Source organism: Pseudomonas sp. B21-032 (assembly GCF_024748965.1).
Lineage (GTDB): Bacteria > Pseudomonadota > Gammaproteobacteria > Pseudomonadales > Pseudomonadaceae > Aquipseudomonas.
The window spans coordinates 2,914,731-2,931,755 of record NZ_CP087180.1 but is presented as its reverse complement, the minus strand read 5'-3'; the positions used below and the strand labels follow the sequence as shown (position 1 = coordinate 2,931,755).

The following is a 17,025-nucleotide window of genomic DNA, read 5'->3' as shown; positions in this document are numbered from 1 at the left end:
CTACCCCGGTATCGGAGGTGAGAAATGCATAGCCTCCTGAACGTTGCCACTGACCTAGAGGAACGTAATCCCATAGGGGTGGTACCCCCCATCAATGTAAACCCATACAGGGCGGCTTGCGTGGATTGCAGGGTCAGTTCGTTGTGTCTTCCAACTGGCTTGTGCAAACACGGAAACGACCGTTTCAGTGAGCTGATCAGACAGCGCATACGGATCAAGAAAGGTTACGGCTTGTATCACGCTAACGACCCGTTGGAATACCTCTATGCAGTACGCCTCGGAAGTTTTAAGACCTGCTTTGCAAATGCGGAAGGACAAGGGCTGGTAACCAACTTCTGGATGCCAGGAGACACAATGGGGTGCGATGCGATCAGCACCAACCGGCATGTATGCAGTGCGTTTGCTCTTGAGGACAGTGAAGTTTGCCTTATTCCTTATCAACGCCTGGAGTCGTTAGCCCATGAGTTCCCGTTCCTACAACAAAGCCTCAATAGGCTGCTCAGCAGTGAAATTGTTCGAGAGCATAAGCGGCTGTTAATGATGTGCAACCTCACCGCAGAAGAACGAATGGCCAGCTTTCTACTAGGCTTGTCCAAACGATACGTAGAACGCGGGTTTTCCGCCCATAGCTTTGTTCTGCGCATGTCGAGAGATGACATTGCGTCCTATCTGGGGTTGAGACTTGAAACCGTCTGTAGATGCATAGCACACCTGCGCCACCTGGACGTAGTGCAGTTCAGCGGACGTACAGTGGAAATTTTGAATTTGCCTGGCTTGAAGGCTCTAGAACATGGCTACAGTAAAGGCTCAGCGGCAAATCAATAAGCTGGGATGTATTTCAGCCCGTCCCAAGCAGCCTCGACAACTGCCCTCCCCCGCGCATCGATGCGGCAGTCATGCTTGAAACCCTGGACATTACCCATCTCGCTGCTGCCTTGGGTATAGGTATGCTCGTAGGCCTGGAGCGTGAACGCAAAAAAGGTACCGGGGAGCATCGTGCGTTTGCCGGACTTAGAACCTTTGCCATCACGTCTGTACTGGGTTACGTATGCATGGCCGTAGCGGGTACGATGTTGGTCGCCATCATGAGTATTGCCTTGGCAATCATCGTTGCAGTCGCCTACTGGAAACACTCTGGCAAGGATCCAGGCATCACCAGTGAAATTGCTCTGCTTTTCGTCTTGCTACTCGGCGCCTTGAGTTATGACCAGCCCGAACTGGCTGTCGCTGTCGGGGTCGTGCTTACGGTTGTTCTCGCATTCAGGCAAGAACTGCATCGATTTGTCCGCAATCAACTGACTGAAAGCGAAGTCCGCGATGGGTTGGTACTGCTGATAGCCGTGTTGGTCATTCTCCCCTTGGCACCCGATCGCTTCGTCGGCCCATTTGGTGCCATCAATCCCCGCACAATCTGTACCCTGACCGTACTGCTGATGGGGGCTGGGGCATTGGGTCATATTGCCTTACGTGTGGTAGGCAAGCGCTATGGCTATACCCTCAGTGCCATCGCATCTGGGTTTGCTTCAGGCTCGGCGACCATCGCCCTGATGGGACATCTGGCCCGAAGTGAACAGTCGTCTGTCAAAGCGTTCAGCGCCGCAGCGATATTCTCTAACCTAGCGACTATCGCGATGTTGGGTCTGGTGCTGGGTACAGTCGATCCGGCTTTTTTGGGGAATTATGGGCTTCTATTTTGCTGGCTGCGTTCACAACAGTGGCATATGGTTCGCTGCTCCTCGCCCCATGGAACCCTGCGCTTGTGCAGGCCGCAACCCAAGTCGGCGACAGTGCTTTCAATCTCAAGGTCGCCCTCGTTGTGACTGTGGCCGTAACGGGCATCACGTTGCTGTCCTCGGCACTGCTGCATGCCTTTGGACACAATGGTGTACTGATTGCGTCGGTATTTAGCGGCCTGGCTGATGCTCACGCAACGGCAGCATCTATCGCGTCGGTGGTAAAGTCCGGGCAACTATCAATGGCCGACATTGCGGTGCCCGCGCTGACCGCAATGAGCAGCAATACACTTACCAAATGTGTTCTAGCCTGGATCAGCGGGGGCGCAAAATTTGCCGCTTATGTCATAGTCGGTCAGTTGGCGATCATTACTTCGATGTGGGCTGGATTGCTGCTCCAGTAAAGGATCCGCCCCTTCTCTCAAGGCTGAGACACGATGGCACTCATGGATCTTTAACGAGCACGCCAGCTTTCAAGCAGGCTGAAGAGCGCCATTCCCACCAACATCGCAAGTACGAATACTAGTATTTGCCAGTGGCCACTTAACACCAGGGCGAGTGCAGGCCCCGGGCAGATACCGGCAATACCCCAACCGACACCAAATACCAGGCTGCCCACCACCAACTGCCGATCTAGTGCCCGCATCCGAGGCATTTGCATCGGCAAACCAAGCATCGAGCGTGTTTGTTTGCTGCTCCACTGCATGGGCAAAAGTGCCACCCCGATAGCACCCACCATTACCAACCCGAGTGATGGATCCCAGCTTCCTGCCAGATCCAGAAAGCCGATTACCTTGGCTGGATTAACCATGCCCGCCAACAACAAGCCAAGGCCAAACACCACACCGCAGATAAAAGCCATTACCCATCGCATGCTCATACTCCTGCCAGGTGACGGCTAACGAATACAACTGCAAATCCCGCGCACATAAAGCACAGTGTTGCGACAAGTGAACGAGGCGACAGACGCGCCAGTCCACAGACACCATGCCCACTGGTGCAACCTGCCGCGTAACGTGTTCCCAGGCCAACCAGCAAACCGGCCACAAGCAACCCTACCCAGTCTGTCTGAAACTGTACGACCGGCCGACCCGCAAATAACCGCCACACTAGGGGGGCGACCAACACCCCCAGGAGAAACAGTGCTTTCTCGCCTCTGCCCTCGCCCTTCTTTTGCAGCAAACTGCCCAGCAGCCCGCTAATACCGGCAATACGGCCATTCACAAGTGCAAACAGGCTCACGGCAAGCCCGATCAACGCACCGCCGAGCAAGGCCGACCAAGGTGTGAAATTGACCCAGTCGATAGTCATTTCGGCTCCTTCGCACAGAACCATTGATACAAGGTTTTAATCACCGCCAGGGCAGCTGGACTATCGATGCGATAGAAAATCTGCTTACCTTCACGCCTTGTCGCCACCAGATCTTCGCGCCTCAAAACCCCTAATTGCTGAGACAAGGTGGGCTGCTGAATGGACTGCCCCCGGAAAGGTAGACATCCCCGGCCTATGCTAAGGCAAAGAGGTGTCTACGAAACCCGGGGGGATTCAGACCGATGGATGGCTTAATAGCAAATCAGGAGCCCTGAGGGCATTTTTTAGTACCCCGGAATTCAGTCCTTGACACCCTAGATGCACTGCAGTTACGTTAAAAATGGCTTATCTACGGACAGTCCCCAACGCACCCAAGACGTTTGTCAAGACCCATCAGACCCGCTGGGAGCAGGTTCCTGCCCATGACCTCCTACTCGCCTCGCCCTGCAGCCGGGGCCACTCTAACGCCCGCGGCAAAAAGTCGAGAACACTGAGCACGATGCCTCGCGCTCGACGGCCTGGGCCCCGGCGTCGTAGCTGGAGTTCCACCGGCCACATGCGGCACTAATTGACGACGTGTCGGAGTTCACCGACTGAGTGCTGTACCTGGGATGGTGCAGGCTGCACAGGCATTGGGATATCAAGCCTCGCCGCACATTGTGGACTGCGCCGTCCTCGACGTACCGGAGAACCAGGTACGCGTGGTCATGGTGCTGACGCGCGCCAAGGCACCGCTGATGCAGCAATTCTCGCAGATACCAGATCAATAGACCGAAGATGAGCGACTCTTTCCCCGCTCACACTACACTCCGACAATCCGCTATGTTCAACGCGCGAGCACTAAACAGTCGAACGGGTTGAAGAACATAGTCAGGCAACAGGCAGCGCAACGTCTAAGGCCCTTGAGCGGTCAGTCAAAGCTCCAAAGCGCCCCTGAGCAATGCATCCAGTTTCAAACTAGCTCCAACGTTTCGCTGATCCAGAAGCGCGATCGGAATATCGTGCAGAACTGCAATCGAGTCAGGCAACCCGTCCCCAATCAATGCAAGTGGACAGGCAATGTCCATCTGTAAGGAACATAGCTTCTTCGCCAGTGCCGTGTTTACGGGCCCCTGGAGTGCGAGCACAAGTGCTGCAGGCTGGAGGGTCGCGCACAACAATGGCAGTTCCTCGAGCGGCTGCCCACTGCCTAACACCTCGATACGCCACCGCTCACTACTGAGAAGTAAGCCGTTGCTCAGCAAATCCAGCTCAGCGCTTCCTTCAATGCCGGCCAGTAACACACATGGGGCACCGAGTTGATTTAGTTGCAGACGTAGCAATAGGCGAGCTCGCAGAAAAGTATCGAGGAACAGCCATTGGCTACGCTGACCGAAAGCGCTGCCAGACAACAGACTGCGCCAGACCGGCATCAGCACATCGAGCAACACCGTAGCCTTGGGGTACAAGGTGAAAAGCTGACCATGAATGCCCTCGAGCGCCTGCCGGTCGAATGCTTTCGTCGCTAGTAGTACAGCAGCGCGCCAATGCTCAATGGAATCGGTCTGCGGCCCGGGCGGGCGGGCGACTTCGTCGTGCTGGCGTGCGAGCAACTCACCCACCTTGCTGATCGGCAAGCCACTACCGGTCCAGCGCAGTATGTCGCGTATGCGCTGTACATCCTGGGCCGTGTACAGGCGGTGCCCGCCTTCGGTGCGTTGGGGGCGAATCAAACCATGACGACGTTCCCAGGCGCGCAGGGTCACTGGATTTATGCCAGTCAAGTTGACGACATCGCGCATGGGCAGCAAATCGGTGGAGGTCGCTTCAGTCATCGCAAGTGATCATCAGGGCGGTTGCACATTCTAAACCCATACCAACCTTCTACGGCGATCGTTCTTCCATCATGATATCGACAACCGCACCTTAGCCTTCCAGCACAAAGGTCTACGCTGCGCATACCGAAAACGCTACTTGAGTGGGTGGGCCACATGATCGACGCAAAACTCTTGCAATTAATGGTCGAGAGCTCCAACGATGGCATCGTCGTCGCCGAGCAGGAAGGCGACGACAGCATCCTGATCTACACCAACCCTGCCTTCGAGCGCCTCACCGGCTACGCCACGGACGACATCCTCTATCAGGATTGCCGCTTCCTCCAGGGCCAGGACCACAACCAACCAGGTATCGCAGCCATCCGCGAGGCAATTCGCGAAGGGCGCCCGTGTTGCCAAGTGCTGCGCAACTATCGCAAGGATGGCAGCCTGTTCTGGAATGAGCTGTCTATCACCCCCGTACACAACGATGCCGATGAACTGACTTACTACATCGGCATCCAGCGTGATGTTACGGCACAGGTCTTCGCCGAAGAGCGGGTCCGCGAACTGGAGGCAGAGATAGTCGATTTGCGTCGACAACTCGCATCAGGCAACGGCTGACCTTGCAACAAATCTATACAGGGCCGTTGACTTGTATAGATTTATACGTAAGCTCCTCTTATATCTGTACAGAATTTCACTGTTGTACAGGATTTTCGGGAGCCTTGCATGTCCACTTATCTGCAGTATTTCGCGGAGCGCTTCTCCAGCCTTGATGGGCGGAGCCTCGATAGCCTCGAAAAACTGTATAGCGATAACGTAACGTTCCGTGATCCGTTGCATCAGATCGATGGCCTGGCAGCGCTTCGTCGCTACTTCACCGAGCTTTACGCCAACGCACAGGACATTCGTTACGTTATCGCCGGCGCGGACGAAGTTCAGCCGGGCCAGGGCTACCTGCGCTGGACGCTAGAGTTCCGCCACCCCCGACTCGCCAATGGCAGGCTGATCAGTCTGCAGGGCTGCAGTTTTCTCAAGTGGCAAGAGCGTGTTCACTTCCACCAGGACTACTTTGACGCAGGTGCACTGCTTTACGAGCACGTACCAGTCATGGGCGGCGCTATCCGCTTGCTCAAGGGCCGGCTGGTATGAGCCGTTGCTGGCTGACGGGGGCAAGTAGCGGAATCGGCGCTGCCCTTGCCGTCCAATTGCTGGACCAAGGGCACCGGGTTGCCTTGGGTACACGTGATGCCAACCGCTTATTGCACTTGATGCAACGATATCCGGGGCAGGTATTGGCGGCCGTCGGCGATGTCGATTGCGCTGAGCAGGTCTCCAGGATCACCGCACAGATCGAGCACACCTGGGGGGCGCTGGACCTGGTTATCCTCAATGCCGGAACGTGCGAATACCTCGAACCAGGACTCTTCGACCCGGCACTGGTCGAACGTGTGGTGCGCACCAACCTGTTTGGTGTAAGCCACTGTATTGCAGCGGCCCTCCCTTTGCTGCATCGCGGTGAGCGCCCGCACCTGGTCGTAATGGGCAGTGCGGTGACCTGGTTGTCGCTCCCTCGTGCCGGAGCCTATGGCGCCTCCAAGGCGGCCGTGCGCTACCTGGTGGAATCGCTTCGCTTCGACCTGATCAATGAAGGTATTGCCGTAACGCTGGTCAGCCCTGGATTCGTCGATACGCCGTTGACCCGTCGCAACGACTTCCCCATGCCTCAGTTGTGGACCACCGAGCGTGCCGCCGCACATATCACTGCACGCCTGCCGCGACGCCCGCTGGAAATTAACTTCCCCACTGCATTTACGCTGGGCCTGCGCGTGATCGGCGCCCTGCCGGTGCGCTGGCGACTGAAGCTTTGCCAGCGCCTGGTGCGTGCCCCAAAGGACTAAAACTCATGCGTATCGCCATCATCGGCACCGGCATCGCTGGACTAACCTGCAGCTACCTGCTGTCCCGCCGGCACGAGGTGACGGTATTTGAGGCCGCCGATTGGATCGGCGGCCATACCCATACAGTCGATGTGCAATGGCAAGGCCAGCGGTACGCGGTGGATACCGGGTTCATCGTGTTCAACGACTGGACCTACCCAAACTTCATCCGCTTGCTCGACCATCTAAAGGTTGCCTCGCAGCCCACGCAGATGAGCTTTTCAGTGCATGACCCACGTAGAGGTTTCGAATACAACGGCCATGGCTTGGACACGTTGTTCGCGCAGCGTCGTAATCTGGTGTCCCCCGGATTCTGGGGCATGCTGAAGGATATCCTGCGTTTTAACCGCGAGGTTCTGGCCGATCTGGACAACCAGCGCATTGATAGTGAAACGACCCTCGGTATCTACCTTAAGACACAGGGCTATGGGCAACGCTTCATCGACCATTACATCGTGCCCATGGGCTCGGCAATCTGGTCTATGTCACTTGCCGAAATGCTCGCTTTTCCCTTGCAGTTCTTTGTGCGCTTCTGCCGAAATCACGGCCTGTTATCGGTGAGCCACCGTCCGCAGTGGCGGGTGATCGAGGGCGGCTCACGCAGCTATGTGGCGCCGTTGTGCCGGCCCTTTGCCGAGCGCATCCGCTTGAACTGTCCGGTCAAGCGGGTCGAGCGTGACGAAGGCGGCGTAACCCTCTTCAGCGCGGCGGGCATGGAGCGTTTCGACAGCATTGTGTTTGCCTGCCATAGCGACCAGGCCCTGGCCCTGCTGGGAAGACCCAGCGTGGCCGAACGCTCGGTGTTGAGCGCCATCACCTATGCCAACAATGACGTAGTGCTTCACACCGACACCCGACTGCTGCCGCGCCGGCGCAAGGCCTGGGCCAGTTGGAACTACCGCCTGGGCGGCGAGGAACAGGCCCCCGCGGCTCTGACCTACAACATGAGCATCCTTCAAGCAATCGAAGCGCCGGTAACGTTCTGCGTGAGCCTCAATCAGACCGCGCTGGTGGATCCCGCGCAGATTCTGGCCCGCTTCAAATACGCCCACCCCCAATACAGCCTCGCAGCATTGATAGCCCAGGCCCGCCACGGCGAACTACAGGGCAGGCAAAACAGTTACTACTGCGGAGCCTACTGGGGCAATGGCTTTCACGAGGACGGGGTGCTCAGCGCACTTAAAGTGGCCGAGCACTTTGGAGAGCGCCTGTGAACAGCAGTTTGTGCCAGGGCTGGGTCAGCCACCGCCGGATGGCCCCGCACCACCATGCATTCCGCTACCGGATCGGCTTGTTCTACCTGGATCTGGATGAGCAGGCCTGGCTAACAGGTCTCTCTCCCTGGCTGGGCCGGTCGCGGTTTGCGCCCCTGAGCTGGCGCGAAACCGATTACCTGCCGGGGCTGACCCGTGATGGAGAATCATTGGCGCAGGCCGCGCGTCTATTAGTGGAGCAAGCCACCGGACAGCGCCCCGAAGGTGCCGTGCAATTGCTCGCCCAACCACGCTGCTGGGGGCTGTCGTTCAACCCTGTGAGCTTCTATTTTTGCCATGACGTTGACGGGCACCTGGCAGCAATCCTGCTGGAGGTGCGTAACACACCTTGGCGCGAACGCTTTCACTACGTGCTGCCGGTACAGGAGGGTCAGGGACGCTCATTCGCCATGGCCAAAGCGTTCCACGTCTCGCCGTTCATGCCGCTGGATATGGATTATCGCCTGCATTTCTTCCTCGATGAGCAACGCGTGCGCATCCATATGGAGAACTGGCGTGCGGGGCACAAAGTGTTCGAGGCCGATCTAGCATTGCAACGCCAGCCGCTCAATCGCGCCACCTTGCATCGGCACATTTTGGCTTTTCCGTGGATGAGCCTACGCACCGTTTCATCCATCTATTGGCAAGCCTTGCGCCTCTTGCTCAAGCGCACCCCCATTCACGACCACACTGCCGGCCAGGGCAACCTAGTGCTCGGTAAACCTTGCAAGGACCCCGATCATGTCCAATCCCACTCTGAGCGTTAGCAAGTCAACAGGCATCACCCCATTCCTGGGCGGCCTCACCCGAAACACCGTGCTCGCTCAGTTACGGCGGTTGAGCCAAGGACATCTACGCGTGCTCAGCAAGGGTCAGCAGTGGAGCTTCGGCGACCCGGCGAGTCAGTTGCAAGCCGAGGTGGAGATCCTCGAAGACGCGACCTGGAACCTGATCGCCGGTAATGGCTCGATTGGTGCTGGGGAAGCGTATATCCACGGCTATTGGCGCAGTCCTGACCTAGCGGCTGTGACCCGTCTGTTCGTTGCCAACCTCGATGTCCTCGACGCCATGGAGGCAGGCCTGTCTCGACTCGGGCGCCCGGTCCTGCGCTTGCTGCACCGGCTCAACCGGAACAGCCGACGAGGCGCTCGACGCAACATTCTCGCCCATTACGACATGGGCAACGCCCTGTTCGAGCGTTTGCTCGACCCGACTATGATGTACTCCGCCGCACAGTTCGACAGTGCCGAACAGACCCTTGAAGCGGCCCAGCTGAACAAGCTGGAACGCATCTGCCAGAAGCTTGAGCTCAAACCCCACGAGCATCTTCTGGAGATTGGCAGCGGCTGGGGCAGCCTGGCCATCCATGCCGCTACCCGCCACGGCTGCCGCGTTACCACCACGACACTCTCCGACGCGCAGTACGCTTATACGTGCCAACGTGTGAAGGCGCTGGGCCTGGAGCAACGTATTACGGTGTTGCGCGAGGATTACCGTGATCTGCGCGGACGTTTCGATAAACTGGTATCGATCGAGATGATCGAGGCCGTCGGACACCGCTATCTACCCACCTATTTTCGCCAGTGTGAGTCGTTGCTCAAAGACGATGGCCTGATGCTGTTACAGGCCATCACCATTCGCGACCAGCGCTATGCACTGGCCCGCCGCTCGGTGGACTTCATCCAACGTTACATCTTCCCCGGAGGCGCGCTACCTTCGCTGAGCGTGATGCTCGAAACCGCTAGCCGCCAGACCGCGCTGAACCTGGTACACCTCGAAGACTTCGGTCTGGACTACGCGCGTACCCTACGTCATTGGCATGACAACTTGCGTCAAGAGCGGACGGTGCTGACGGAACTGGGCTACGACGACACCTTCCAGCGCTTGTGGGAGTTCTACCTGTGCTACTGCCAAGGCGGCTTTGAAGAGCGCGCGATCGGCGTGGCGCAGTTACTGTGGGCTACGCCGCGGGCTCGCCGGGCGCCATTGCCGGGCACGTAAAATTGGGCCGCGGGTGGATGATCGGCAATGCCCTTTGGCTTCAGGTCGGCTGGTGGGCATGCGTCTTGGGTGCACACGTTCAATGGCTTCTGCTCATTGTGCCGATCGGACTAGCTTTACACCTGCGCCTTTGTCAGGAGCGTAGCGCCGAAGTGCGTGCGCTTTTGCGCGTGGCACTTGCAGGGTGCTTGCTGGACACTCTGTTGGGCTCTGTGGGGGTGTTCAGCTTTGACCAGCGGCCCTTGCCTGTGTGGCTGGCATTACTGTGGCTGGTGTTAGCCAGCGGCTTGCGCCATAGCCTGGCTTGGACAGGACGCCCCTACTGGCGGGCGGCTCTGGTGGGCATGTTCAGTGGCCCGCTGGCATATCTGGCCGGTGCCAGGCTCACAGGTGTTGATCTGCCGATGGGGCACGTCGGCACAGGCCTGCTGCTAGCGCCGATCTGGGCGCTGGTCTTGCCCCTCGCCGTGCGGGTCGCGTCGTGGCGCTGAGCGGCGACAGCGCTCAGAACAGTAGCGAACGTGCTCCCAGCAGCGTGCCCAACGCTTGCGCCAGGTGAACGGCAAGCCACACACGACGCAGAACTTGCTCGGCAACAATCGCTTGTTCATATCGACTCCCCCGCATCCAGGTGTGCCAACAGCCTCTGGCCACGTAGCCACACCGCATCGCGCCGGGTCGACGACATGCCATCCAGACTGCGATAGACCAATGCCAGTCGAGGGTTTTTCGACAGTAACTGGCGATGACGGATGAGGAAATGCCAATAGAGTGCATTAAACGGACAAGCGTCCTCCTCCACGGCGTGTTCGACTTTGTAGCTGCAAGATTTGCAATGGTCGGACATGCGCTGAATATAACGACCGCTGGCGCAATAGGGCTTCGAGCCAAGGTAACCACCATCTGCATGCATCACCATGCCCAGTGTATTGGGCAGCTCGACCCAGTCGAAGGCATCCATGTACACGGCCAGGTACCATTCGCATATCGCGGGCGGCGCGATGCCGGCCAGTAACGCGAAATTACCGGTGACCATCAGTCGCTGGATATGATGCGCGTAGCCCAACTCCAGGGTCTGATCAATCACCTGGGCCATGCAGCGCATGCCGGTCTGCCCCGTCCAATAAAATTCGGGCAGCGATCGGTCGTTGCCCAAGTAATTCAGCGCCGCGTATTCGGGCATGCGTAGCCAGTAGATACCCCGCACAAACTCGCGCCAACCGATCAACTGCCGGATAAAGCCTTCGGCGGCGTTGAGCGGTACCCTCCCCTCGCGCCAGGCTCGGTCGACATCGTCACACAGCCGGCGCACATCCAGCAGGCCGATATTCAGTGCTGCACTGATGCGTGCATGAAAAAGGTATGGTTCGCCCTCAGCCATCGCATCCTGATAGTCACCGAAGGCCGCAAGACTGAACTCAAGAAAGTGCTCCCAGAGCTGCTGTGCTTGGTCATGAGTGACCGGGTAGTCAAAGGTATCGACTGCACCATAATGGTCGGCAAAACGCTCACGTACTAATGTCACCACCGCCGCTGTGATCGCATCATGAGCAAATTGTGCGGGAATTGGCCCGCGCAGACCACGCGGCAGTGGCTTACGGTTGTCGCCATCAAAATTCCAGGCACCTCCGGCAGGGCTTCCTTCAGGTTCCAGCAGCAGGCCACAACGCTTGCGCATTCCCCGATAGAAGTGCTCCATTCGCAAGTGCTTGCGGCCAGCGGACCAACGCGCGAAGGCTTCGCGCGAACATAGAAAGCGGGTGTCACGATGCCACACAAGCGGCAACCCGGCATCACGTAACGCCTGTTCTAGCCGCCACTCGCCACATTCGGTTACATGCACCTCGTCTGCATGCAGTAACGCCTGCCACCGCTGTAGCTCCCCGGCGATACTACCGCTGTTGCCCGGCGTATCCAGTTGTTGGTAGTGCACATTCCAGCCTCGCTCGCGCAGGGCCTGAGCGAAATGGCGCATTGCGCTGAGTATCAGCACAATCTTCTGCGGATGATGCGGCACATAGCGTGCTTCACCCTCGACCTCAGCCATCAGCAGAACGTCGCGTGCCGGGTCCAGGGCGCGCAGCACCGCCAGGTCAAAAGACAGCTGATCGCCCAGCACCAAACCCAGGCGCCTCCCCTGCGCTACCACTGGCTGGTTAGCGTAAACGGCACCCGCAGCGGGGCAACAGGACCGCCGCGCTGGCCGCATATTTCCTCGTGCACCAAATACTGCACCAGCATGCACGGCACTGGAGGCACATCGGCCAGAAATTGCCGCAGCTCGGTGGTCGAGCGCAGGCGCAAAACTTCGCCGTTCGCGTCGCACAAGGAATAGGGCCCGGTGTCGGTCAACACGCGCAACACGTTAAAGCCCCCTTCAAGTAACAGAACTTCAAGCTCATTGATATCGCGAGCGCTCGCCGACTTGATCAGCTGCTTCAGGTTCATGGTGTGCCCTCCGGCAAGCGGCGGAAGAACAAGGTTATCTGCCCAATCTCCACACCGAGTTTGCTCATGCTCGAGCGGTTTAGGAGGGTGTCATCGTCCATCAGGTACATCCAGTCATCCAGGTCCACCTCCCAGTGCCGCCCATCAACAGGCAGGTCCAGGCGGTAGCGCCAGCGCAACGTATTACCCGCTACTTCACCGATGGCCTCGCCAATCACGTCACCAGCGGTGCCGCGCCAGCGACTGGGGCCGTCCGGGGTTAGGGTCCAGGTTCTCTGCTGGCGCGTACCGTCGCTGTACAGAAAATGCTCGTCGAGGATCAGTCGTTCGCCCTCGCGGCGGCTGTCGATACGCACATGGAAGCGCTTGACTACCGCCCCCGAGCGCTTTTGGAACATGCCCCAGGCCTGCACCGGCCGCGAGAAAAACTCCACCAGGTTGAGGCGTGGATGCTCCCCAGCGTAGCGCTCAACGCCGACGTTTCCGCAACTACCTAGTAGCAAGCAGCCGATCAACAGAAGCACTTTGTACATATTTCAGTCTCCTCGGTCGCTCCCGGCCAGCCCGAGCAGGCGCTGGCGCAATTGTGGATCACGGGCCCGCGGATCAACCCAAATGGCGAAGAAAGCACGGGCGAAGGCCGGGTCGGTCACTTCAAGGCTGAGTTGGCCATCGACATAGAATCGGCAACCTTGCCCCGGTAGGTACAGACCGGTGATGCGCATGCCCGGGCGCACATCCACAAACGCTTCCTGCATCGCTTTTGACCATCGCTTCACGGTTTCCCTCGCCATTGGACGGTCAGCTAGGCGCTGCATTTCATCAATGCTGGCCTGCACCAACGTTTCCCGGGTCAATGCCCGGTGGTAGATCAGCTCGAGGGCGAACGGCTCATTCCAGCTCCATGCAGCACCGGCGCTCCACAGGCGGGCGGTGTAAAGACGCAGGCCGAACCAGGTGAATTCGCCGCTGCCGACCACGCGCGCCTCTGAAAGCGAAGGCCTCCAGTCTGACAATGCAGGCTGTGTGATCGTCATAAGAAAGGCCAAGGCGAATAGGCTGAGTGCTGAGGTTCTGCTTGCCATGTGCGGGACACCGGGAAGAGAAAATACTGTACAAGTATATTTTAATGTACAGTTTTGAGTACAAATATCGAAGGTGATGATCAATTTCGTATGACCCGGGGGTTAATACCGCGGCAACATCTTGCCGGGAGAGCAATATGACGCTGATCACCAATCTAGCTGTGGCAGCAAACACTCTTGTCTGCGGCGCCAGCGAAGGCATCGGTCTTGCGCTTTGCTCACAATTGCTAGCGCGTGATGACGTTAGGCAGGTGTTTGCTGTCTCGCGTCAGGCTAACCACAGCGCGGGTCTGGAGGCGTTGGCCCGGCAACATGGCCGGCGTTTGATACGCATCAATTGCGACGCCCGCTACGAAAAGTCGCTGGAGAAACTGACTCGTCATATCGGCGCAACTTGCGAGTGTTTGCATCTAGTGATCAGCACACTGGGCGTGCTGCACGACGCTCCAGCACGGGCGGAAAAAAACTTGCGCAGTTAGACTTAGCAAGCCTGCAGGCCAGTTTCGTCACCAACAGCTTTGCCCCCATCTTACTGCTTAAACACCTCTTCCCGCTGCTGCTGCATCAGCCTACGACCTTCGCCGCGCTTTCGGCGAGAGTCGGCTCAATCAGCGACAACCGTCTGGGTGGCTGGTACAGCTACCGGGCCAGCAAGGCGGCGCTCAACCAACTGTTGCGCACCGCCAGTATCGAACTGAAGCGGCTGAACCCCGCGTCGATGGTGCTGGCGCTACACCCCGGCACGACGGCTACCCGCCTTTCTCAACCGTTCCAGGCCAATGTACCGCCAGACAAACTGTTCGCGCCTGCGTTTGCCGCGCAGTGCATCCTCGAACTAATCGCTCGGCACGGGCCAGCTCACAGCGGCACTTTCTGGGCATGGGACCATCAGCCGGTCGCCTGGTGAACCTCCCTGCCTTTGTCACAGCAGAAAGCGTTGCATGAAACCTACCAGCATCCAGTTTGCCAACAGGGCCTGAAATTAGAGTAGGAGCGCGATTTAGGTTGCAGTTATGACTATCAATCTCGCTCTAACGTTTCATCCAGCTTGGACCCGGAGCAGACAACTACAACCAAGCCTGGAGGGACCATCAGATTACTTTCACGGCACGGCCGATGAATTGCACCGGTCCTGTGGGTTTGCCAGTCTTCGATCCAGTGGGACTTTCCAGCGTCAGTTCAAAGAGCTGGTTGGGCTCCAGCGGTGGCAGTTTATCTAGAGGAACAGAAAGTGTTTGTCCAGGTGTGACCAATCCAAGAGATACCGGTCCTTGCCAGTCGTCGGCTTTGGTCCAGAACTCAAGTGCTTTGTCGGCAGGGACTTGCGTGCCCCCCAAAGGTATCAGTTGGATTTCCCGTGGACTGCTCGCCTGAATCACCCAGCCGGGCGTCTGATTTTGTGGCGCCACCAGAACGACCAGGTAGGTGATCGGTTTCATCTGAGCGGTTTGGGTCAGGAGTGCGGTTGCGAGCAACAGCGATGCGACAAGACCTGTCGCCGCCAGCCCACGCCATAGTGCAAGACGGTTCCACCATGAGTTCGGCTGTGCGGCGGCCGTTGCTCGTGGTGCTTGTCGCTCAATGCTGTTCACGCTGCGCTCGATACGCTCCCAGAGGCGTGGCGTAGGCGATTGCGCTTCAACCAGTTCAGTCAACGGGTATAAGCGCTGCTCCCAAGCATCTACAGCGGATCGTAGTTCAGTGTCTTGGGCCAGACGCTTTTGTACTTCGATGCGCTGCTCGGCCTGCAGCGTGCCCAGAACATACTCACTGGCCAGCGCGTCGATGTCGTCCGGGCTTTGATCTTGAGGGGTCTCGGTCATCCCATGCACTCCCGCAATGCCACCAGACTGCGTTTGATCCAGGCTTTGACCGTCCCCAGTGGTGTACCCAGTTTCTGTGCGATTTGTGCATGCGAATAGCCGTCGACATACGCATGAAGTATGCAGGTGCGCCGCGCCGGCTCCAGTTGCTCAAGGCAGGTATAAATGCGCCCTGAATGGCCGTGATAATCGAAGGTTTGCGCAGTCTCTAGCGATGCCTCCATGGAGGCTGAAGCGTGCAACGCCGTTTCGCTCTGCTCACTGACCTGTACTTCCCTGGCGCCATTACGCATGAAATTAAGCGCCAGGTGCCGCGTCACGCTGAAAATCCAGCCACGTGCTGAGCCTCTTGCCGGGTTGAAACTGGCGGCACGGGTCCAGATCCTGATAAAGGCATCGTGCACGATGTCTTCGGCCAGAACGTTGTCACGCGCAATGCGCCTGGCGACACCCAAAAGCCGAGGACTTTCCTGCTCATATAAATCCCGTAGTGCCTGCTGGTCGCCTCTGGCGCAGGCAATCAGGCAGGATTCATAGTCAAAACCGGGCTCGGGCAAGGACAATTTTTCCGCCGTCAGCAAGGGGTAGCCCCCAGCCGTATAGCTGGAGTTCGATCAGAGCAGCGTAGACGACTTTGTGCGCTGTCAGGCTGCTCTGAATCGCTGGCTTAATTGGCTGTCCAGAAAATATAGTCAGCCTGATATTTGACCATCTCTTGTTTGCCCTTGTTTGCGGCGGAGCATTCGCTACTGGGGGCTACGCCGCCTTTGACGGCCACCCGCTGGATATAGCTGACACCGTTCATCGCGCCTTTGCCTTCAGCTGGGTTGGCCTTGACCAACTGATAAGGGAGGTCACCGGTGCTTGAAGGGGCAACAGACAGTTGCGTCCCGGTGACTTTGGAGCCGTCTTTGGCTTGCCAGGTGGCAGGCGGTCCAAAGTAGGTGCCGATCTGTTTGCCGCTACGATCATTGAGCACCGCCTTGGGCCCGACAAACACCCATTCGGTCTGGCCGGCGGCGTTGGCTTTGTCGCGGCATTCATAAGTGATTTCGCCCACGCCTACGGCTTCCAGTACGGTCTTGTGGCCGTCCGGAACCTTGATGCTGTCGGGCAGATTTGCCTGTCCATAGGCCGCAGGGATCATGAGTGACAAACAGGTGACAGCGAGCGTAGTACTGGTCATGCAGAGGAATCGTATGGCGTTCATGTAAGCCTCTCCAGAAGGATAATCAGCTCAGCAGCGCGATGGCTACTACCTGTACTACCCGCTGGAGGTCGATCTGGATGCAGTTACATTAGAAATATCATTACAACTAACGCCGTAGAGCAAGTCCTTGATCGCTTGCCGGTGTGAGTGTCAGCTCTTGGATTGGGGGCAGCAGATTCTGACCGGATACAGGATCGCGTGGTCTTCACGTTTGCCCTCTCCAGTACCCCAATTTCCCGCTGCTGCAAAGCGGGCTTGAATATCTTGCCCACGGCAGTCAGTGGCAACGCTTCGAGGAATTCAATTCGTTTGGGAACTGCTGCCCGCTCGCTGATGTTGACCCAGACACCGCCAGCAATCAAAGCGCCGGCTTTAAGCAGGTCCCGCCGGCCAAACCGGGTTGAGGTGTACGACATGGCGGCAGC

Annotated in this window: 19 protein-coding genes and 4 pseudogenes; 10 read left to right on the top strand and 13 right to left on the bottom strand. The window is 58.0% G+C overall.

Going from position 1 to position 17,025, the window contains the following annotated elements; all coding sequences use genetic code 11:
- The first annotated feature begins 24 nt into the window (after nucleotides 1–24).
- Both LOY54_RS13380 and LOY54_RS13375 read left to right on the top strand, forming a co-directional pair.
- A complete protein-coding gene (locus LOY54_RS13380) occupies nucleotides 25–825 on the top strand; it encodes a helix-turn-helix domain-containing protein (RefSeq protein ID WP_258610663.1) in 801 nt (266 codons plus the stop codon).
- A 71-nt stretch (nucleotides 826–896) separates the two neighbouring features.
- Nucleotides 897–2,137, top strand: a pseudogene (locus tag LOY54_RS13375) (MgtC/SapB family protein).
- A gap of 50 nt (nucleotides 2,138–2,187) precedes the next feature.
- Here the strand turns inward: LOY54_RS13375 and LOY54_RS13370 are convergent.
- The 4 genes and pseudogenes from LOY54_RS13370 to LOY54_RS13355 all read right to left on the bottom strand — a co-directional run bounded on the left by LOY54_RS13370 (nucleotide 2,188) and on the right by LOY54_RS13355 (nucleotide 4,858).
- A complete protein-coding gene (locus tag LOY54_RS13370; RefSeq protein WP_115086608.1) occupies nucleotides 2,188–2,607 on the bottom strand; it encodes a DUF6691 family protein in 420 nt (139 codons plus the stop codon).
- 2 nt (nucleotides 2,608–2,609) lie between these two features.
- Nucleotides 2,610–3,044: a YeeE/YedE family protein gene (locus tag LOY54_RS13365; RefSeq protein WP_258610662.1), complete on the bottom strand. Its 435-nt coding sequence runs from the start codon at nucleotides 3,042–3,044 to the stop codon at nucleotides 2,610–2,612.
- Nucleotides 3,041–3,205 (bottom strand): annotated as a pseudogene (locus tag LOY54_RS13360) (transcriptional regulator); the annotation flags it as partial. The pseudogene LOY54_RS13360 and the gene LOY54_RS13365, both read right to left, overlap by 4 nt.
- Before the next feature lie 753 nt (nucleotides 3,206–3,958).
- Complete coding sequence (locus tag LOY54_RS13355) at nucleotides 3,959–4,858, bottom strand: MerR family transcriptional regulator (protein WP_258610661.1); 900 nt, start codon at nucleotides 4,856–4,858, stop codon at nucleotides 3,959–3,961.
- 156 nt (nucleotides 4,859–5,014) lie between these two features.
- Between LOY54_RS13355 and LOY54_RS13350 the strand changes: the two genes are divergently transcribed.
- The 7 genes from LOY54_RS13350 to LOY54_RS13320 all read left to right on the top strand — a co-directional run bounded on the left by LOY54_RS13350 (nucleotide 5,015) and on the right by LOY54_RS13320 (nucleotide 10,525).
- Nucleotides 5,015–5,461 (top strand): PAS domain-containing protein, encoded by a 447-nt coding sequence (locus LOY54_RS13350; protein ID WP_115089621.1) that lies wholly within the window; start codon nucleotides 5,015–5,017, stop codon nucleotides 5,459–5,461.
- Between the two features lie 108 nt (nucleotides 5,462–5,569).
- A complete protein-coding gene (locus LOY54_RS13345) occupies nucleotides 5,570–5,992 on the top strand; it encodes a nuclear transport factor 2 family protein (RefSeq protein ID WP_195884044.1) in 423 nt (140 codons plus the stop codon).
- The gene (locus LOY54_RS13340) at nucleotides 5,989–6,741 is read left to right on the top strand and encodes an SDR family NAD(P)-dependent oxidoreductase (protein WP_195884043.1); all 753 of its coding nucleotides are present in this window, start codon (nucleotides 5,989–5,991) and stop codon (nucleotides 6,739–6,741) included. The genes LOY54_RS13345 and LOY54_RS13340 overlap by 4 nt, the downstream gene beginning before the upstream one ends.
- A gap of 5 nt (nucleotides 6,742–6,746) precedes the next feature.
- A complete protein-coding gene (locus tag LOY54_RS13335; RefSeq protein ID WP_258610660.1) occupies nucleotides 6,747–7,994 on the top strand; it encodes an NAD(P)/FAD-dependent oxidoreductase in 1,248 nt (415 codons plus the stop codon).
- Entirely contained in the window at nucleotides 7,991–8,800 is an 810-nt protein-coding gene (locus LOY54_RS13330; protein WP_115089617.1) for a DUF1365 domain-containing protein, read from the top strand. Before LOY54_RS13335 ends, LOY54_RS13330 begins: the two co-directional genes overlap by 4 nt.
- Complete coding sequence (locus LOY54_RS13325; RefSeq protein WP_258610659.1) at nucleotides 8,775–10,034, top strand: cyclopropane-fatty-acyl-phospholipid synthase family protein; 1,260 nt, start codon at nucleotides 8,775–8,777, stop codon at nucleotides 10,032–10,034. The genes LOY54_RS13330 and LOY54_RS13325 overlap by 26 nt, the downstream gene beginning before the upstream one ends.
- A 17-nt stretch (nucleotides 10,035–10,051) precedes the next feature.
- Nucleotides 10,052–10,525 (top strand): DUF2878 domain-containing protein, encoded by a 474-nt coding sequence (locus LOY54_RS13320; protein WP_401293958.1) that lies wholly within the window; start codon nucleotides 10,052–10,054, stop codon nucleotides 10,523–10,525.
- Here the strand turns inward: LOY54_RS13320 and LOY54_RS13315 are convergent.
- From LOY54_RS13315 to LOY54_RS13295, 5 genes are read right to left on the bottom strand one after another with little or no spacing between them, the layout of a single operon-like run.
- Nucleotides 10,466–10,645 (bottom strand): DUF2256 domain-containing protein, encoded by a 180-nt coding sequence (locus LOY54_RS13315; RefSeq protein ID WP_115089615.1) that lies wholly within the window; start codon nucleotides 10,643–10,645, stop codon nucleotides 10,466–10,468. The two genes, LOY54_RS13320 and LOY54_RS13315, sit on opposite strands and share 60 nt — an antisense overlap.
- Nucleotides 10,642–12,156 carry a cryptochrome/photolyase family protein gene (locus LOY54_RS13310; protein WP_401293954.1) on the bottom strand — a complete coding sequence of 505 codons (1,515 nt, stop codon included), beginning with the start codon at nucleotides 12,154–12,156 and terminating at the stop codon, nucleotides 10,642–10,644. The genes LOY54_RS13315 and LOY54_RS13310 overlap by 4 nt, the downstream gene beginning before the upstream one ends.
- A gap of 20 nt (nucleotides 12,157–12,176) precedes the next feature.
- Nucleotides 12,177–12,482, bottom strand: coding sequence for a DUF6482 family protein (locus tag LOY54_RS13305; RefSeq protein WP_195884039.1), 306 nt, complete (start codon nucleotides 12,480–12,482; stop codon nucleotides 12,177–12,179).
- Nucleotides 12,479–13,015, bottom strand: coding sequence for a DUF3833 domain-containing protein (locus LOY54_RS13300; protein WP_258610657.1), 537 nt, complete (start codon nucleotides 13,013–13,015; stop codon nucleotides 12,479–12,481). The genes LOY54_RS13305 and LOY54_RS13300 overlap by 4 nt, the downstream gene beginning before the upstream one ends.
- A 3-nt stretch (nucleotides 13,016–13,018) precedes the next feature.
- Complete coding sequence (locus LOY54_RS13295; RefSeq protein ID WP_115089612.1) at nucleotides 13,019–13,567, bottom strand: chalcone isomerase family protein; 549 nt, start codon at nucleotides 13,565–13,567, stop codon at nucleotides 13,019–13,021.
- A 137-nt stretch (nucleotides 13,568–13,704) separates the two neighbouring features.
- On the opposite strand from LOY54_RS13295, the pseudogene LOY54_RS13290 reads away from it, so the two are divergent.
- A pseudogene (locus tag LOY54_RS13290) lies at nucleotides 13,705–14,474 on the top strand (SDR family NAD(P)-dependent oxidoreductase).
- 184 nt (nucleotides 14,475–14,658) lie between these two features.
- Here the strand turns inward: LOY54_RS13290 and LOY54_RS13285 are convergent.
- From LOY54_RS13285 to LOY54_RS27635, 4 genes and pseudogenes are all read right to left on the bottom strand, one after another.
- Nucleotides 14,659–15,390 (bottom strand): anti-sigma factor domain-containing protein, encoded by a 732-nt coding sequence (locus LOY54_RS13285; protein ID WP_258610656.1) that lies wholly within the window; start codon nucleotides 15,388–15,390, stop codon nucleotides 14,659–14,661.
- A complete protein-coding gene (locus tag LOY54_RS13280) occupies nucleotides 15,387–15,947 on the bottom strand; it encodes a sigma-70 family RNA polymerase sigma factor (protein ID WP_195885995.1) in 561 nt (186 codons plus the stop codon). The genes LOY54_RS13285 and LOY54_RS13280 overlap by 4 nt, the downstream gene beginning before the upstream one ends.
- Before the next feature lie 110 nt (nucleotides 15,948–16,057).
- Complete coding sequence (locus tag LOY54_RS13275; protein WP_203583940.1) at nucleotides 16,058–16,600, bottom strand: DUF3455 domain-containing protein; 543 nt, start codon at nucleotides 16,598–16,600, stop codon at nucleotides 16,058–16,060.
- A gap of 203 nt (nucleotides 16,601–16,803) precedes the next feature.
- Nucleotides 16,804–16,941 (bottom strand): annotated as a pseudogene (locus LOY54_RS27635) (hypothetical protein); the annotation flags it as partial.
- Nucleotides 16,942–17,025: the final 84 nt, after the last annotated feature.

What these genes read in the sequence shown, in the direction of transcription:
- LOY54_RS13380 (WP_258610663.1), top strand. Translation starts at nt 25, where the DNA reads ATGCATAGCCTCCTGAACGTTGCCACTGACCTAGAGGAACGTAATCCC.
- LOY54_RS13370 (WP_115086608.1), bottom strand. Translation starts at nt 2,607, where the DNA reads ATGCGATGGGTAATGGCTTTTATCTGCGGTGTGGTGTTTGGCCTTGGC.
- LOY54_RS13365 (WP_258610662.1), bottom strand. Translation starts at nt 3,044, where the DNA reads ATGACTATCGACTGGGTCAATTTCACACCTTGGTCGGCCTTGCTCGGC.
- LOY54_RS13355 (WP_258610661.1), bottom strand. Translation starts at nt 4,858, where the DNA reads ATGACTGAAGCGACCTCCACCGATTTGCTGCCCATGCGCGATGTCGTC.
- LOY54_RS13350 (WP_115089621.1), top strand. Translation starts at nt 5,015, where the DNA reads ATGATCGACGCAAAACTCTTGCAATTAATGGTCGAGAGCTCCAACGAT.
- LOY54_RS13345 (WP_195884044.1), top strand. Translation starts at nt 5,570, where the DNA reads ATGTCCACTTATCTGCAGTATTTCGCGGAGCGCTTCTCCAGCCTTGAT.
- LOY54_RS13340 (WP_195884043.1), top strand. Translation starts at nt 5,989, where the DNA reads ATGAGCCGTTGCTGGCTGACGGGGGCAAGTAGCGGAATCGGCGCTGCC.
- LOY54_RS13335 (WP_258610660.1), top strand. Translation starts at nt 6,747, where the DNA reads ATGCGTATCGCCATCATCGGCACCGGCATCGCTGGACTAACCTGCAGC.
- LOY54_RS13325 (WP_258610659.1), top strand. Translation starts at nt 8,775, where the DNA reads ATGTCCAATCCCACTCTGAGCGTTAGCAAGTCAACAGGCATCACCCCA.
- LOY54_RS13320 (WP_401293958.1), top strand. Translation starts at nt 10,052, where the DNA reads ATGATCGGCAATGCCCTTTGGCTTCAGGTCGGCTGGTGGGCATGCGTC.
- LOY54_RS13315 (WP_115089615.1), bottom strand. Translation starts at nt 10,645, where the DNA reads ATGAACAAGCGATTGTTGCCGAGCAAGTTCTGCGTCGTGTGTGGCTTG.
- LOY54_RS13305 (WP_195884039.1), bottom strand. Translation starts at nt 12,482, where the DNA reads ATGAACCTGAAGCAGCTGATCAAGTCGGCGAGCGCTCGCGATATCAAT.
- LOY54_RS13300 (WP_258610657.1), bottom strand. Translation starts at nt 13,015, where the DNA reads ATGTACAAAGTGCTTCTGTTGATCGGCTGCTTGCTACTAGGTAGTTGC.
- LOY54_RS13295 (WP_115089612.1), bottom strand. Translation starts at nt 13,567, where the DNA reads ATGGCAAGCAGAACCTCAGCACTCAGCCTATTCGCCTTGGCCTTTCTT.
- LOY54_RS13285 (WP_258610656.1), bottom strand. Translation starts at nt 15,390, where the DNA reads ATGACCGAGACCCCTCAAGATCAAAGCCCGGACGACATCGACGCGCTG.
- LOY54_RS13275 (WP_203583940.1), bottom strand. Translation starts at nt 16,600, where the DNA reads ATGAACGCCATACGATTCCTCTGCATGACCAGTACTACGCTCGCTGTC.